Origin of the sequence: Pseudomonas sp. Irchel s3h17, assembly GCF_900187505.1 — a bacterium.
Taxonomy (GTDB): domain Bacteria; phylum Pseudomonadota; class Gammaproteobacteria; order Pseudomonadales; family Pseudomonadaceae; genus Aquipseudomonas.
The window spans coordinates 178,747-193,384 of the sequence record NZ_FYDL01000011.1; the positions used below are offsets into that span (position 1 = coordinate 178,747).

The window sequence follows — 14,638 nt, forward strand, 5'->3', positions numbered from 1 at the left end:
GGCGGACGCTGATTCAGAGAACGGCAGGAAAGGCCAGAAGGGGATCAATACGGCCAAAACATTTGACCGAAATTCGCCCATTGTTGACGCAACATACCCCCGGTTCAGAATACGGAATGAATTTAGACAATAAAAACCGTCTGGGAACAATGAAATCTGTCTCAGAGGTTCGTAGCTTGCTCGAGCCTCCAACCGCTGCAGCACTTACCTATATTTTGATAAAGTGCTTAATCAGCATCCTGGTCTGTATCGGAAAGCGTTCATTGCCCTGTCTGAATCGCCCCGCGTTACCAATACAGCTATTTACCCGTATTGGCTGCAAGTATCAAAATCGCTTCCGATTAGTATGTCGGAAGCACTAGAGCATTCCAGCACCGATACAGGAGTCTTCGCGCGGAAAATGAGCCTCAAGTGCGCCTCCTTGGCATAGCCTGTAAGCCTCTCCTCACCATCATGAAAAGTTCGGCACATTCTGAGTCCTGCCTGGGAGTCAGCCTCGTTTCCGGCTTGTCTCAGCCTTTCAGCGATGCGCATCAACTCGACAGCCGACCATTTCACGTCGCAGGCGTGCCCTTGAAGGTCGCGGCGCGGTTCTTGGTTTGGCTTAGTCATTCCGATTGCGCTATTTCCCTTGCTGGCACTAATGGATCAGTTTTCGGTCAGCGGCAACACGCTACTTCAGACCACCCTTTCCAAAGAAGTCGCGCAACTGCCCGTCGCAAGAGTCCTTGGCATTGAAGCGTTGACGAAAGCGCAGCGCCATAAAAATAGCATCGAGTGTCATATTTTAGTCGTCATTAATATGGCGAAAAACTTGGCGCGCTAATGTAGCTCGGCTACCGTAAATATATTGTCGCCATAAAGCTGGCAACTAATTTTGTCTTACTATTAAGTTTCTTTGCTGCCGTTGTTTTGGCGCCATTAAGTAAAAGTCATTATTTGTGGTTTATTTTTAATTGCTCTATTGCTTTGCGTTATTTAAGTGCTCACCATGTGTCCCGGCTTGGAGCTACTGAAGAATGGTTTCGTAGCTTCGGGAGTGCTGCACCCACTTTTCTATCGTCTGTCTTGTGCTTGCTGGTACCGTTGTTTGTTATGGCGGTAGTTGGCTCCGTGTGGGTTTTCACAAGAGATATTTAAGTTACTCAGTTGATTTATATAGGGTGGCGTAAATGGCGCGGCCCTACTGGTTACAGGTCGTGGATTCAAATTGCCTGTAAATGGATATGGGAATGTTATAGGGACATTCCATGACCTTAAGTTGCAAGGAGCGTTCGTAGCATGCGAATCAGCATATTTGGTCTGGGTTACGTCGGCGCGGTATGTGCCGGATGCTTGTCGGCAAGAGGGCATCAGATCATCGGGGTCGATGTTCAGGCTCTCAAGATCGATATGATCAACAGTGGCAAATCGCCCATTGTCGAGCCGGGTCTGGGCGAGTTGCTGCAGCAAGGGGTCGCCAGCGGCATGCTGCGTGGCACCCTGGATGTTCGCGAGGCCGTCCTCGAAACCGATATTTCCTTCCTCGCACCGCCGACGCCGAGCAAGCGCAACGGCGACCTCGATGTGTCATACATCGAAGAGGTGTGCCGGCAGATCGGCCAGGTTCTACCGCTCAAGACCACCCGTCACACGGTAGTGGTACGCAGCACGGTGCTACCGGGCACTCTGCGCAATGTGGTGATTCCGACCCTGGAACAGTATTCCGGGCTCAAGGCCGGCGTCGACTTCGGCGTGGCGGTGAACCCCGAGTTCCTGCGCGAGAGTACCGCGATCAAGGACTACGACTTTCCGGCGATGACGGTGATCGGCGAGCTGGACAGCACCTCTGGCGACCTGCTGGAAGAGATCTACCGCGAGCTGGATGCGCCGGTCATCCGCAAGACCATCGAAGTCGCGGAGATGATCAAGTACACCTGCAACGTCTGGCACGCGGCCAAGGTCACCTTCGCTAACGAGATCGGCAACATCGCCAAGGCGGTCGGCGTCGACGGCCGCGAGGTGATGGAGGTGATCTGCCAGGATCGCAAGCTCAACCTGTCCAGTTACTACATGCGTCCGGGCTTCGCCTTCGGCGGCTCCTGCCTGCCCAAAGATGTGCGTGCGCTGAGCTACCGCGCCGGTCAGTTGGACGTCGAGTCGCCGCTGATCGAGTCGCTGATGCGCAGCAACTCCGCGCAGGTGCGCAAAGCTTTCGACATCATCGCCAGTTACGACAAGCGCAAGGTCGCACTGCTGGGGCTGTCCTTCAAGGCCGGTACCGACGACCTGCGTGAAAGCCCGCTGGTGGAGCTGGCCGAGATGCTCATCGGCAAGGGCTTCGACCTCAGCATCTACGACAGTAACGTCGAGTATGCCCGTGTTCACGGCGCCAACCGCGACTATATCGAGTCGAAGATTCCCCATGTTTCGTCGTTGCTGCGGTCCAATTTCGACGAAGTGGTCGCCAATGCCGACGTGATCGTCCTGGGCAACGGCGATGAAGCCTTCGCGCCCCTGGTAGAGCGAGCTTTCGCCGACAAGAAGGTCTTCGACCTGGTGGGGTTTATGCGCCAATCCAGCGGTGGTGGGTTAGAGGGTATCTGCTGGTAGAGCCGTTGCAGTGATGCTCGTGGGGCGCCCTGGCAACAGGCGCGGCGCTCCTGTTGCCATATTGTTGATAAGTCATACAGGTCCGAAACATGGATGTTTTTCAGAGTCGCCTGCGCACTGCCGCAGGGTGGTTACTGCTGGTAACCACGCTCACGGGGATGGCAATGCTGCTGCCGCGTAGCACATTCGACCCGGAGTCCGTCGATTTCATTCTTCTGCTGGGTGTTATTGGCATCTGGCGTTATTCCATGGGCGCCGTGCATTTCGTGCGGGGGATGATCTTCCTCTATCTGGTGTTCCCCTGGTATCGGCGCAAAGTGCGGCAGCTTGGTGCGCAAGCGGCCCCGTCCCACGTGTTCCTGCTGGTCACGAGCTTTCGCATCGAAGCGCTAACCACCGCTCAGGTCTACCAATCGGTGATCCGCGAGGCCATCGCCTGCGGCTACCCGACCACCGTGGTGTGTTCCATCGTTGAGCGTTCGGACGAGCTGTTGATCGAGAGCCTGTGGCGGCAGATGAACCCACCGGAGCGGGTCAGTCTGGACTTCGTGCGCATCGCTGGAACCGGCAAGCGCGATGGCCTGGCCCATGGCTTCCGCGCCATTTCCCGGCACCTGCCCGATGACGATGCGGTGGTGGCGGTGATCGATGGCGATACCGTACTGGAGCAGGGCGTAGTGAAGAAAACCGTGCCCTGGTTCAAGCTTTTCCCCAATGTCGGTGGCCTGACCACCAACGAGTTCTGCGAGGTGCGCGGCAGCTACATCATGAGCGAGTGGCACAAGCTGCGCTTCGCCCAGCGCCACCTCAACATGTGCTCCATGGCGCTCTCCAAGCGTGTGCTGACCATGACCGGGCGCATGTCGGTATTCCGCACCAGCGTGGTGACCAATCCCGGCTTCATCGCTGACGTCGAGACCGACCACCTGGAACACTGGCGCCTCGGACGCTTCCGCTTCCTCACTGGCGACGACAAGTCCAGTTGGTACAGCCTGATGCGCCTGGGCTACGACACTTTCTATGTGCCGGACGCGTCCATCAACACCGTTGAGCACCCGCCGGAAAAAAGCTTCATCAAGGCCAGTCGCAAGCTGATGTTCCGCTGGTACGGCAACAACCTGCGGCAGAACTCCCGCGCCCTGGGCCTTGGCCCGAATCGTTTGGGCTGGTTCACCTGCCTGGTGCTGGCCGACCAGCGCGTATCCATGTGGACCAGCCTGCTGGGGCCCACCGTGGCGATCATTGCCAGCCTCAAGTACGGCTTCGCCTTCCTGATGGTGTACCTGCTGTGGATCGGCCTCACTCGCCTGGCGCTGACTTTGCTGCTGCTGGCCTCGGGGCACAAGGTGGGGCCGGCTTATCCGCTGATCCTCTATTACAACCAGATCATGGGCGCGCTGGTGAAGGTGTACGTCTTCTTCCGCCTCGACCGGCAGTCCTGGACCCGCCAGAACACCAAGCTTAATCGCGACCTGGCCAGCTTTTCGCTCTGGTTCAACACCTGGTCTTCGCGCGCTATGACCTTCTCCGCGGGCAGCGTCTTTCTTGCCCTGCTGATGTTCGTGGTGTGATCGGCGAAAAGGACCAAAAAACCTTGAAGCCAGGTTCAACTTACTAATTTGAAAGGGAAAAATTATGAGTGCAGTGATCAGCCCGGTGGGCAACGCCAATATGGTGCATGAGTCCGAGGCGCAGCGTCAGCATGCGCGCCTGAAGCTGCCGGCGAAGGTCCGGTTCCAAGGCCAGCAGGGGGGTGTCCAGGAAGTCCAACTGATAGACCTGTCCGCTGGCGGTTTCAGCTTCGAGCAGGGCAGCCAGTCGGTGGTCGAGGGCAAGCTCTATCGCGGCAAGCTGATGTTCAAAGTGGAGGGCATCGGCTTCGCCATGGATGTCGAATTCCAGGTGCGTTCCATCATTGGCGGCAAGCGCGTTGGCTGTGAATTTCACAACCTGCGTCCGCGCGAGATGTCGGCGCTGCGCTACATCATCAGCTCCTTCATCGGCGGCGAGCTGGTGAATGTCGGTGGCCTGATCAGCATTCTCCAGCGCGAGAACTTCACCAAGGCCCGTGGCGGCAAGGGGAATGAAAGGCTCAGCCTGCTCGGCCGCCTGCGCGCCATGAGTTTAACCCTGGTGATCCTGGTCGCCGGCCTGAGCGCCTTCGCCTACGTGCTGTACCAGTTCTACGACATCTACTTCGTTACTCACGCTGACTCGGCCCAAGTCAGCGTGCCCGGCACGCAGGTCGCGATGCCGCGCGAAGGGACTGTGCAAAGCCTGGTCACCGTTGGTAGCACGGTCAGCAAGGGCGCGCCGGTGGCCACCTTCACGGCGAATATGCTGGATGCCCTGAAGGGCGCCCTGCCGGAATCGGAGATGACCCCGGACAACCTGGAGCGCCTGTTCAACAAACGCTTCCAAGGCACCCTGACCAGCCCCTGTGACTGCAAAGTGGTCAGCCAACTGGTGGGTGATGGCCAGGTGGCGCCCAAGGGCACTCCGGTGTTCATGCTGGCGCCGGTGGACAGCGTCGCCACCGTCGAAGCACGCTTCCCGTACCGCGCTTTCAACAAGCTGCAACCAGGCACCCCACTGACCTTCCTGGTGGGCGGCGAAACCACCGAACGCGGCGGTCGGATCGCCAGCATCGCCCTGCAGGACGGTGGCCTGGCTTCGGACATCCGCGTGCACATCCAGCCAAACGAGCCGCTTGCCAGCGATCTGGCCAAGCGTCCGGTGGACGTGCGCATTCGCCCGTTGAACGGCGTCTTCGCCAATAACAGCCTGAACAGCCTGGTGTTCGAAAAATGAAGAGCACCGGACTAGCATGCGGGCTGCTGAGCTCGCTCAGCCTCGGTCTGCTGGCCGGTTGCGTGGCGTTGCCCGACCTGCAGTTGGCCAAGACGGCCAAGGGCAGTGGTGACCTCGCGACCGCGGAACAGAATTACCGCGTCCTCGCCAGCGAAGGTTACGTCGAGGCCCAGATCGGTCTCGCCGACCTGCTGATACGCAGTCCTTTGATCGAGCAGCGGATGCAGGGCGAGACGCTGTACCGCCAGGCCCTCGATCGCTCTCCGGCGGCGCCAGCGCGGTTGGGTAAATGGCTGGCGAGCAAGCCGCAGGCGAGTCCTGCCGAGCGCCGGGAGGCCGAGCAGTTGCTGCGCCAGAGCCTGGCGGCCGGCGACAACAGCGCGTTGCTGCCACTGGTGCAGCTGCAACTGCAGGATCCGCAAAAGCTTGCCAGCGGCGAGCTGGAACGCGAGCTGGAGCAATGGCAGGCGCAAGGCATCAGCGAAGCCCGGCTCGGCAAGGTGCTCCTGTACCGTGTGCGCGGTAACTACGAGCAGAAGCTGGACGAGATCGAAGCCATCTGTGAGGGCTGGCTGGACCAGGCCAGCGAATGCTATGTCGAACTGGCCGAGATCTTCCAGCGGCGTGGCAACAAAGACCGCCAGCAGCAGTTGCTGGCGCGGCTGGACTCGGCCTACCAGGCCGGCCTGGTGTCGCCTGAACGTGTGATGAGCGTTGCCAAGGTCCTGGCCGACAGCAGCCTGGGCGAAGCTGATCCAAAGGCTGCCCAAGTGCTCTACACGCGTATTGCGCCGGCCTACCCGGACGCCTGGTGCGGTTTGGCCGAACTGGTCCTGCGCTTCCCCGACCTGGGGGATGGGGCCGTACTCACTGGATACCTGAACAAGGGTATCGAGGCGGGTTCCAGCCGCGCCGCACTGATGCTCGGGCAGCTGTACCTCAAGGGCCAAGTCGTACCGGCCGATCCGCGGGCGGCGGAGCAGTACCTGCTGCAGGCCGCGCCCGGCCACCTCAAAGCGCACCTGCTGCTGGGCCGGTTGTACCGGGATGGCGCGCTGGGCGACATCGAGCCGGAAAAGGCGCTGGAGCATCTGCTGATTGCCGCCCGTGCGGGCGACCCGAGCGCCAACATCGCGCTGGCCCAGCTGTTTGGCGAGGGCAAGGGCGTGCGGATCAACGCCGTCTACAGCTACACCTTCGCCACGCTCGCGTCGCGTCAGGGCGTGGCCCAGGGGCAGGTTTTGATGGAGCGCCTGGCGCCGAGGCTGCAGGCGCAGGACTACCAGCAGGTGGAGAGCCTGCTGGCCCGTGAAATCGAGGCTCGCGGTGGCCAGCAGGTCACCGCCAGGAATCAAGCTGATCAAGCGCAGGAAGTGCTATGACTTCGAAATACCGTCCAGTCACCACGCTGGCCTGCATGGCCGGATTGCTGGCCAGCTCCGTCGTCCTGGGGGCGCAGCCGCAACCCGGCTTGTCTTATGGCGCCAATCTCAAACTCACCGCGCAGTCGATCGATGACCTCGATCTGGGTACCCGCGACGGTGGCGACTTCAATGGCGCCGGCCTCAGCGTGCGGCCCTGGGTCTACAACCGTCAGGGCGACTGGAGCGCCTTCGCGCTCGGCGAGGCGTTCCTCGCCACCGACACCATCGAGTCGGACACCAGCGAATCCGACACCTTCGACCCCAACGACGCCCGTGAGCGAGAGGACCAGTTCCTCGCCATGCACGAGTTCTGGGTCGACTATGGCGGTCTGAGCGCTTATCCGGGAGAGTCCTTGCGACTCGGTCGGCAGAAGATCCGCAGTGCCGACGGCCTGTGGTGGGACAGCAATATCGAAGCCTTGCGCTGGAATTTCGAGACAACCCTGCTCAGTGCCCACGTCGGCATTGCCGAACGTTTCAGTGACTACCGCACGGACCTGGATGAACTGGCGCCCGAGGACGAGGATCGCCTGCACCTGCTCGCCGACCTGTCCTGGCAGTGGCAGCCGGGTCACTGGGCCGGGCTGAAGCTCCATCACAGCGATGATCGCGGCAACCTGCCCGGCAAGGGTGCTTCTGTGGATCAGATGAGCAAGACCGCTACCGGCGAACTCAGCTGGTTAGGGGCTGAGCTCAATGGGGACTTCTACAACGAGCGCAGCAACCTACCGCTCAGCTACTGGGTCGCCGCCACTTGGCTGACCGGCAACGTCGACACCTTGCGCACCAGCACCGTAGCCGGCCGCCGCCAGGCCGATGGCCAGCTCAGCCAGGATGTCGATGCCTGGGCGGTCGACCTTGGCCTGCGCTGGAACATCGACCAGAACTGGCGCGTCGGTACCACCTACATGCGTGCCAGCGGCGGCTCCGACGGCGACGACTCCGAGCAGTTCACACAGACCGGGCTGGAGAGCAACCGCTCCAAATTCACCGGCACCGGGAGTGCCATCAACCGCTTCGGCGAAGCCTATCGCGGTGAGATGAACAACCTGCAGGCGGCCAGCGTGTTCAGCGGCTGGCAGTTGGCCGAGGACTACGACGCCAGCCTTGTCTACCACCGCTTCTGGCGGGTGGATGACCAGGCCGACAGCAGCAGCGGCCTGAAGGCCCAGTTGGTGCCTGGCGAGAAGGATATCGGGCAAGAAGTCGACCTGGTGGTGACGCGCTACCTGAACCGTGGGCAGATACCGGCCGGGATGGAGTGGCTGAGGGCATCCTCCGCGTTGGTCCGCTTCCGGGGCGGGCTGTTCTTTCCGGGCGATGCCTTCGGCAAAGGCACGGATTCGAGTATGCACCGCGCATTCGTTGATTTTGTCTGGCGCTACTGAATGCCGCCTGCCGAGCTGACCATGGAGTTGGACGCTATGTATTTACACACAAGAAACAGGCACCGCTGGGTCGCCGGCGTGGTCCTCGCGGGTAGCCTCGCGTGGGCGGTCGTGGCACCGGCCGGGGAAGACGCCGCACCCGCTTACCAGGTGTCGAGCATTCCCGTCGAGTCGCTGCTGATCGAGCCGCCGAAGCTGCCCGATCTGTCGCCCTATACGGCCGAGGCGGCCACTGCCCGGATCGTTCGCAAGCCCGCTGGCAACGTGGTGCTCAAGCGTATGATCGGCCCGAACCAATTGGTGGAGTTCACCGGTGGCGACGAGCGTCTGCGTGAGTGGGTCAAGCGCCAGGGTGAAATGCCCCAGGCGATTTTCATCGAGGGTGGCTATGTCACGCTGAAGGATCTCGCCCGCAGCCTGCCGAAGAAGTATTTCGAGGAAACCGAGCCGGGTATCTACATCGCTCGCCTGCCGATCGTCGTCAGCCAGGGCGCGACCCTGCACGTCGGCGCCGAAACCCGCGACTTGCGCCTATCCAGCGAGCGCGGCGCGTTCCTGATCAACGACGGCAAGCTGTTCCTCATGTACACCCGCCTTACCGCCTGGAGCGAGACGGAAAACCAGCAGGACTGGTTCAAGAAGAAGGGCAAGTTCCGCCCCTTCCTCAACGCTTGGGGCGGTACCGAGACCTACATCGTCAACTCGGTGGTATCGAGTCTTGGTTACACCGCGAGCAAGTCCTATGGCGTATCCATCTCCCAGTACAGCCCGGCGATGCATCCGACCATGCAGCGCGACCATCCCAGCGGCTGGCTGATTGACTCGATGTTCGACGACATGTGGTACGGCTTCTACTGCTACGAAGCCTATGACGTGGTACTCAAGGGCAATACCTACCGCAACAACCTGGTCTACGGTATCGACCCGCACGACCGCTCGCGACGCTTGATCATCGCCGAGAACACCGCCTATGGCACCCGCGAGAAGCACGGCATCATTGTCTCCCGCGAGGTGAACGACAGCTGGATCTTCAACAACCGCTCCTACGAGAACACCCTCTCCGGGATCGTGGTCGACCGCTCCAGCGTCAATAACGTGCTGGCCAACAACGAGGTTTATCGCAACGGCTCCGATGGCATCACCATCTACGAGAGTGGCGACAACCTGTTGTGGGGCAACCGGGCGTTCAACAACGCGCGGCACGGCATTCGTGTGCGCAACAGCGCCAATGTCGGGCTCTATGAAAACCTCGCGGTGGCCAACGGCCTGCTCGGCATCTACGGGCACGTCAAAGACCTCGTCGGCACACCCCGCGACCTGATACTCGACCCCTTCGACATGAACCTCTCCATGACCGTGGTTGGCGGTCGCCTGATCGGTAACCAGTCGGGCGCTATCTCCGTTGTGTCGCCGCAAAGCGTGAAGCTCTACGGTGTGGAAATGCTGATGCCGACCCAGCCCAGCGGCATCGGCATATTCGGTGCGCTTGCCAAGGAGCAGAGCCGAATCATCGACCTGCTGGTGCGACAGAAGCGGGCCGTGCTGGTCCTGCCGCTCGACAAGTTGGCGCAACTTCAAGTGAGTGACAAACAATGAAACGGAGTTCAATGGGCCGCTTAGCCCAAGGGTGGCTGGCGTGCGCCTCTATTGCGACGCTTTTCACCAGTTCCCTGAGCCTGGCTGCCGAGGCGCCCGAATACGAGATCGAGCGCTGCTGCCAGATCTGCCCGCAGGCGCTGCAGGACAGCAGCTACACCGGTGATCTGGGCGATTTCAGCCAACTGGTACAGGGGCACGAGGATTGGCTTTTTCGCAGCAAGATCGACTTCATGACCAACATCGGCACCACGCCCGAGGGTTTCAAACTGCTCCAGGATCTGCGTGATGCGCTGAAAGCCAGGGGCGTGGAACTGGTGATGGTCTACCTGCCACCGCGTGGCCTGCTCGTCACTGAGATGCTCAACCCGCAGGAGCGCAGCAGCTTCAATGCCGAACTGTCGCGCCGCAATTACCTGGCTACCATCGAGCGCCTGCGCAGCCTGGGTATACGCGTGCCGGACCTATCGGCAGTGCTGGACCTGCCGGCCGAAGTGCGCAGGAAATTCTTCTTCAAGCGCGATAATCACTGGACGCCGCAAGGCGCTGAGCTGACCGCGCAGTTGCTGGCCGCCGAGATTGGTAAGTCGAGGGTCTTCAAGGGGATTGCACGCAAGGAATTTGCCACGCGCATGGAAGGCAACCTGTACAAGGCCGGCTCACTCAACCAGGCATTCGGCAAAATCTGTGGCAGTGGTTACGCCAATGAGTATTTCACGCGCGCAGTGACGGAGCCTAAAGAAGAGAGCAATGAGCTGTTTGGCGATACCGAACGGCCCGATGTGGTGCTGGTCGGCACCAGTTTCAGTTCCGCACAGTACAACTTCGACGGCTTCCTCAAACAGTACGCCAGCGTCGACGTGGATAACCGCTCGGTGACAGGCGGTGGCTTCCACAGTGCCATGCTGCAGTACCTCGGCACCCAGGACTTCCGGGACAAACCGCCGAAGGTACTGATCTGGGAGGTCAACAGCTATTACGACCTGGCCATGGCGACTTTCTATCGCCAGGCCATGCCCCTGCTGGATAACGGTTGCCGGGACGTAACGGCGGACATAGACCAGAAGCTGACCCTGCGGCCCGGCAGGAACGAGGTGTTGGTCAACACGGGGGTCAAGCCGATCCGCAGTGAGGACGCCGTCGTCGAGATCCAGTTCAGCAAGCCCGAGATCAGCGATTTGCGCAGTACCGTCTGGTACATGAGCGGCTCGAGGGAAAACCTGTTGATCAGTCGGTCGCGGGAAGTCGAGTCGAACGGCCGCTTTGTTTTCCGCTTGCGTGAGGACGCCGAGTGGGCGGGGCAGACGCTGCTGTCCCTGGAGATCGATATGCCGGCAGACATGCCCCCGGGGCTGCAGGTCGAGGCGAAGATCTGCCGCAGGGCGGACAAACCCGCAAGCGTGATGCAAGCCAAGGCCGATTGACCTGATGGAGCCATGCGCCTGGCGCATGGGCTCCTTAGGGCAACGATGATCATTCAAAAGGAGATTGAGAGCGTGGTTTTTTCTTCCAACGTGTTCCTGTTCCTGTTCCTGCCGATTTTCCTCGGCTTGTACTACCTGGTCGGAACGCGCTATCGAAACCTGCTGTTGCTGGTCGCTAGCTACATCTTCTATGCCTGGTGGCGCATCGACTTCCTGGCGCTGTTCGCTGTCGTGACAGTGTTCAACTTCTGGATTGGCCTGCGCATCGGCGCGGCCGGAGTGCGCACGAAAACTGCGCGGAAATGGCTGCTCCTCGGCGTGGCGGTGGACCTCGGCGTACTCGGCTATTTCAAGTACGCCAATTTCGGCGTCGACAGCCTCAACGCGATCATCACCTCGTTCGGCATGGAGCCGTTCGTGCTCACGCACATCCTGCTGCCGATCGGGATCTCTTTCTACATCTTCGAGTCCATCAGCTACATCATCGACGTCTACCGCGGCGACACCCCAGCCACCCATAACCTGGTGGACTTCGCCGCCTTTGTGGCGATCTTCCCGCACCTGATTGCCGGCCCGGTACTGCGTTTCCGTGACCTGGCGGACCAGTTCAATCACCGTACCCACACGGTGGACAAGTTCACCGAGGGCTGTACGCGCTTCATGCAAGGCTTCATCAAGAAGGTCTTCATCGCAGACAGCATCGCGCCCATCGCCGACCATTGCTTCGCGCTTTCCGACCCCACCACGGGCGACGCCTGGCTGGGTGCGCTGGCCTATACCGCGCAACTGTACTTCGACTTTTCCGGCTACAGCGACATGGCCATCGGCCTGGGCCTGATGATGGGCTTCCGCTTCATGGAAAACTTCAAGCAGCCGTACATCAGCCAATCCATTACCGAGTTCTGGCGACGCTGGCACATCAGCCTTTCCACCTGGCTGCGCGACTACCTGTACATCAGCCTGGGCGGCAACCGCGGAACCGCTTTCCAGACCTACCGTAACCTGTTCCTGACCATGCTGTTGGGCGGTCTGTGGCATGGCGCCAACTTCACCTACATCCTCTGGGGCGCCTGGCACGGCGTCTGGTTGGCCATTGAGCGTTTCTGGGGCGTGAACGCCGCGCCACGGGTGCTCAACCCGCTGAAGTGGGTCTTCACCTTCATGCTGGTGGTGATCGGCTGGGTGATTTTTCGTGCCGAGAACCTCGACGTGGCCTGGCGCATGTACGTTGCCATGTTCAGCTTCGCCGACTGGCGGCTCTCCGAGCTCTACCACGCTCAGCTCACCAGCCTGCAGATCGCCACCTTGGTGCTGGCCTATGTCGTGCTGGCCATCTTCGGCATCCGTCAGTTCTACGCCCAGCCGTTGGCCGGCGGACCCAAGGCCCGCGCCCGCGAAGACCACGGCATCATGATCAACGCCAACGGCAGAGCCGCCGTGGCGCGCCTGCGGATAGGCGCCGTGGCCTTCCACGCTGCCGTGCTCCTGCTGTTCACCGTCTCGGTGCTGAAGCTCTCGGCGCAAAGCTTCTCGCCCTTCCTGTACTTCCAGTTCTGAGGGGAACCGACTATGAACAGAACCCTGAACCTGCTCTACAGCCTGCTCTTCTGCAGCCTGCTGCTGGCGCTCTGCCTGTGGTCCCTACGCGCGGTATTCGGCTTCTCCACAGCCAGTGAAACCAGCGTGCTGGACGGCAAACTGGCGCTGGCCTTCGAGAAGCACTACGACGCCCAGTTCCCGGTCAAGCAACTGGGCACCAATCTCTGGGCGCTGGCGGACTACACGCTTTTCGGCGAAGGCCGCCAGGGCGTGGTCATCGGCCAGGACGGCTGGCTGTTCTCGGACGAGGAGTTCAAGCCGGCGAGCAAACCCGATCAGTTGCAGGACAATTGGCGGTTGGTGAGCGCCGTACGGGCGGAGTTCGAGCGTCGTGGGGTGACGCTGGTGCTGGCGCTCCTGCCAGCCAAGGCTCGACTCTATCCGGAGCATCTGGATGACGAGCGACCCGTGCTGACTCAGCAGAGCCTGTACCCGAAGGTCCTCGACATGATGCGCCAAGCCGGGTTGAGCGGGCCGGATCTGTTGCCTGCGCTGCAGCAGGCGAAGGCGCAGGAGCCAGTGTTCCTGCGTACCGACAGCCACTGGACCCCCTTCGGCGCAGAGGTCGCGGCCAGGAGTCTGGCCGAGCATCTGGCGCGGCAGGGTATCTGGCAGCATGGCGACCAGACCTTCGTCACCGAGGCTGTCGCCAGCCGGGAGCACAAAGGCGACCTGCTGAGCTTCCTGCCCCTGGAGCCGTACTTCGCCGACCTGCAACCACCGGCCGAGCGCCTGCGCCCGCGTCTGACCCGGGCCGCCGAGGGACAGGAGGCGAGCGCCGAGGATGCGCTGTTCGTCGACGCCCTGCCATCGATCGCGCTGGTCGGGACCAGCTACAGCGCCAACCCGGACTGGAACTTCGCCGGTGCCCTGAAACAGGCCCTGGGCAGCGACCTGCTCAATTACGCCGAGGAGGGCAAGGGCCCACTGGTGCCCATGCTGAACCTGCTGCAGCAGGGGGAAAAAGAGCTCGCCGGGCTGCGCCTGGTGATCTGGGAGTTCCCCGAGCGCTACCTGATGCTACCAAGCGACCTGTCCGGATTCGACGCGGCCTGGCTCGCCCGGCTGAACAACGGCGAGGAGCCGGTCAGCCGCGCGCTGCACACCGCCACCTCCACTAAGTCCATCCTGCAATTCTAGGAGCACCTGTATGTCCCTTTTTTCCTCGATGTCCTACACCCTGCGTTTGGGCAGCCTGTTGCTTGGCCTGTCCGCCCCGTGGGTGATGGCTGACGAAGCGGCGCTCTACGGTCCGGCGGCACCGTATGGCTCGGCCTTCGTGCGCGGCTTCAACGCCGCAAACAGCAGTTTTGACGCCAACCTCGGCCCTGTCCGCATCAATGACCTGGGCGCCAAAAGCAGCAGCGATTTCGCCTTCCTGCCGGCCGGTAAATACACCGTCAGCGCAGATGGCAAGAGCCTGGCAGTGAAGCTCGACGCCGAGCGCTACTACACACTGGTGCAGATGCCGGATAGGGCGCTGGAGCTGGTGGAGGAGCCGCCGTTCAAGAATCGCCAGAAGTCCCTGCTGCGCCTGCAGAATCTATCCGACACCGCCCTGTCGATTAAAACCGCCGACGGTCGTACCGAGGTCATCCGCCCGGTCTCGGCTAACGCCCGTGGCGAGCGCGAGATCAACCCGGTCAAGGTGCGCCTGACGCTGTTCGCTGGCGACCGCAAGATTCGTGACCTCGACCCGCTGGTGCTGGAGCGTGGCGAAGTGGTCAGCCTGTTCGTCACCGGTTCCGCCGACAAGCTGTCTCCGGCCTGGGTCAAGCGTCCGGTCGCGACCAACTGAGGAATG

The 14,638-nt window shown here is 61.2% G+C and carries 11 protein-coding genes; all 11 read left to right on the plus strand.

What is annotated here, in order from left to right; genetic code table 11:
- The first annotated feature begins 643 nt into the window (after window positions 1-643).
- The 11 genes from CKW25_RS17975 (at window position 644) to CKW25_RS18025 (ending at window position 14,632) form a co-directional block, all read left to right on the plus strand.
- Window positions 644-826, plus strand: coding sequence for a hypothetical protein (locus CKW25_RS17975; RefSeq protein ID WP_095081199.1), 183 nt, complete (start codon window positions 644-646; stop codon window positions 824-826).
- Window positions 827-1,281: 455 nt separating this feature from the next.
- Window positions 1,282-2,592 carry a nucleotide sugar dehydrogenase gene (locus CKW25_RS17980; protein ID WP_095081201.1) on the plus strand — a complete coding sequence of 437 codons (1,311 nt, stop codon included), beginning with the start codon at window positions 1,282-1,284 and terminating at the stop codon, window positions 2,590-2,592.
- Between the two features lie 89 nt (window positions 2,593-2,681).
- The gene (locus CKW25_RS17985; RefSeq protein ID WP_095081202.1) at window positions 2,682-4,163 is read left to right on the plus strand and encodes a glycosyltransferase family 2 protein; all 1,482 of its coding nucleotides are present in this window, start codon (window positions 2,682-2,684) and stop codon (window positions 4,161-4,163) included.
- Window positions 4,164-4,227: 64 nt separating this feature from the next.
- A complete protein-coding gene (locus CKW25_RS17990; protein ID WP_305883200.1) occupies window positions 4,228-5,403 on the plus strand; it encodes an alginate biosynthesis protein Alg44 in 1,176 nt (391 codons plus the stop codon).
- Window positions 5,400-6,785, plus strand: a complete 1,386-nt coding sequence (locus CKW25_RS17995) for an SEL1-like repeat protein (RefSeq protein ID WP_095081204.1) — start codon at window positions 5,400-5,402, stop codon at window positions 6,783-6,785. Before CKW25_RS17990 ends, CKW25_RS17995 begins: the two co-directional genes overlap by 4 nt.
- Window positions 6,782-8,215: an alginate export family protein gene (locus CKW25_RS18000; protein ID WP_172736562.1), complete on the plus strand. Its 1,434-nt coding sequence runs from the start codon at window positions 6,782-6,784 to the stop codon at window positions 8,213-8,215. Before CKW25_RS17995 ends, CKW25_RS18000 begins: the two co-directional genes overlap by 4 nt.
- A gap of 36 nt (window positions 8,216-8,251) precedes the next feature.
- Window positions 8,252-9,811, plus strand: coding sequence for a mannuronan 5-epimerase AlgG (gene algG, locus CKW25_RS18005; RefSeq protein WP_095081312.1), 1,560 nt, complete (start codon window positions 8,252-8,254; stop codon window positions 9,809-9,811).
- Window positions 9,812-9,822: 11 nt separating this feature from the next.
- The gene (locus CKW25_RS18010) at window positions 9,823-11,235 is read left to right on the plus strand and encodes an alginate O-acetyltransferase (protein WP_172736563.1); all 1,413 of its coding nucleotides are present in this window, start codon (window positions 9,823-9,825) and stop codon (window positions 11,233-11,235) included.
- Window positions 11,236-11,307: 72 nt separating this feature from the next.
- Window positions 11,308-12,792 carry an MBOAT family protein gene (locus CKW25_RS18015; RefSeq protein WP_095081314.1) on the plus strand — a complete coding sequence of 495 codons (1,485 nt, stop codon included), beginning with the start codon at window positions 11,308-11,310 and terminating at the stop codon, window positions 12,790-12,792.
- A 12-nt stretch (window positions 12,793-12,804) separates the two neighbouring features.
- Window positions 12,805-13,974: an alginate O-acetyltransferase gene (locus CKW25_RS18020; protein ID WP_095081207.1), complete on the plus strand. Its 1,170-nt coding sequence runs from the start codon at window positions 12,805-12,807 to the stop codon at window positions 13,972-13,974.
- A gap of 10 nt (window positions 13,975-13,984) precedes the next feature.
- Window positions 13,985-14,632, plus strand: coding sequence for an alginate O-acetyltransferase AlgF (locus CKW25_RS18025; RefSeq protein WP_095081208.1), 648 nt, complete (start codon window positions 13,985-13,987; stop codon window positions 14,630-14,632).
- The last annotated feature ends 6 nt before the right edge of the window (window positions 14,633-14,638 follow it).

Bases quoted from the DNA above. Each gene is read 5' to 3' on its own strand.
- CKW25_RS17975 (WP_095081199.1), top strand. From the start codon at position 644: ATGGATCAGTTTTCGGTCAGCGGCAACACGCTACTTCAGACCACCCTT.
- CKW25_RS17980 (WP_095081201.1), top strand. From the start codon at position 1,282: ATGCGAATCAGCATATTTGGTCTGGGTTACGTCGGCGCGGTATGTGCC.
- CKW25_RS17985 (WP_095081202.1), top strand. From the start codon at position 2,682: ATGGATGTTTTTCAGAGTCGCCTGCGCACTGCCGCAGGGTGGTTACTG.
- CKW25_RS17990 (WP_305883200.1), top strand. From the start codon at position 4,228: ATGAGTGCAGTGATCAGCCCGGTGGGCAACGCCAATATGGTGCATGAG.
- CKW25_RS17995 (WP_095081204.1), top strand. From the start codon at position 5,400: ATGAAGAGCACCGGACTAGCATGCGGGCTGCTGAGCTCGCTCAGCCTC.
- CKW25_RS18000 (WP_172736562.1), top strand. From the start codon at position 6,782: ATGACTTCGAAATACCGTCCAGTCACCACGCTGGCCTGCATGGCCGGA.
- algG (WP_095081312.1), top strand. From the start codon at position 8,252: ATGTATTTACACACAAGAAACAGGCACCGCTGGGTCGCCGGCGTGGTC.
- CKW25_RS18010 (WP_172736563.1), top strand. From the start codon at position 9,823: ATGGGCCGCTTAGCCCAAGGGTGGCTGGCGTGCGCCTCTATTGCGACG.
- CKW25_RS18020 (WP_095081207.1), top strand. From the start codon at position 12,805: ATGAACAGAACCCTGAACCTGCTCTACAGCCTGCTCTTCTGCAGCCTG.
- CKW25_RS18025 (WP_095081208.1), top strand. From the start codon at position 13,985: ATGTCCCTTTTTTCCTCGATGTCCTACACCCTGCGTTTGGGCAGCCTG.